Genomic DNA, 1078 nt, shown 5'->3' on the forward strand with positions numbered 1-1078 from the left:
TGTTCTGTCCACACAGGTTGGGCACGAGGTCGGCTGGTGACTTGCCGCCGAGTGCGGTGTGACCGCGGTGGTGATTGTAGGTGTGGAGCCAGTCGTTGAAGAGGGCTGCGCGTTCGGCCTCGGATCCGTAGGGCCGGGCGTAGGCCCATTCGTCGAGCACGGTGCGGTTGAACCGCTCGACCTTGCCGTTGGTCTGCGGCCGGTAGGGCCGGGTGCGCTTGTGCGCGATGTCCTTGCCGAGGGCCTCAGCGAAGAGCAGTGATCGGTAGCAGGCCCCGTTGTCGGTGAGCACGCGTTTGACGGTGATGCCGGCGGCCGCGAAGTAGGCGTTGGCGCGCTTCCAGAACTCGGCGGCGGTCTCCTTCTTCTCATCGTCCAGGAGCTCGCTATAGCCCAGGCGCGTGCAGTCGTCGACGGCGTTGTGGATGTACCAGTAGCCCACGCCACGGCGCCGGTTCCGCTTGCCCTCAGCGCGCCCGAGGACGCGGTGACCACCGCCGTCGGGGATCCGTCCGAGCTTCTTGATGTCGACGTGCACCAGATCGCCGGGCAGCGCCCATACGTAGGAGTGCACCTTCTTGCGTGCCCACTTGATCCGCACGCCGGTCGCGGGATCGGTCCACGACAGCGGCGGGCAACCGTAGCGGCGCAGGATCTTGTGCACCGTCGACACCGCCATCCGCAACCGGTAGGCGATCCGCGCAGGCCCCCATCGGCGAGCCACTCGCAGGCCAAGCACCCGCCGCTCCACTCGCGACGGCGTGCGCCGAGGCGAGAGCCTTGGACGCGAGGACCGGTCGGCCATGCCCAGCCGGCCCTCGGCGCGGTAGCGGTCGGCCCACCGCTTAGCTGTCGTCACCGAGCAGTTCCACCGCTCAGCGGCACGGCGCAGCGTCCAGCCCTTGTCCACCACGAGCTTGGCCAAGCGCAGACGACCAGCAGGGGTCAGTTGGGCATTAGCGTGGGACACGAAGACCTCCGGTTGTGAGATGCGAATGCTTGGTCGCTTCACACCTCACCCGGAGGTCTTCGTCATGGTCCAGCAACCACGCCGTACCTAACGTCCGTGGTCAGTACA

1 protein-coding gene is annotated in these 1078 nt (G+C 67.3%); it reads right to left on the reverse strand.

Features of this window, described 5'->3' with window-relative positions; genetic code table 11:
* On the reverse strand, positions 1 to 970 hold a 970-nt coding region (locus tag AB0N29_RS20925), incomplete at its 3' end, for an IS481 family transposase (RefSeq protein ID WP_364870203.1).
* Positions 971 to 1078 lie beyond the last annotated feature (108 nt).

Source organism: Nocardioides sp. NPDC092400 (assembly GCF_040684155.1).
Classification (GTDB): Bacteria; Actinomycetota; Actinomycetes; order Propionibacteriales; family Nocardioidaceae; genus Nocardioides.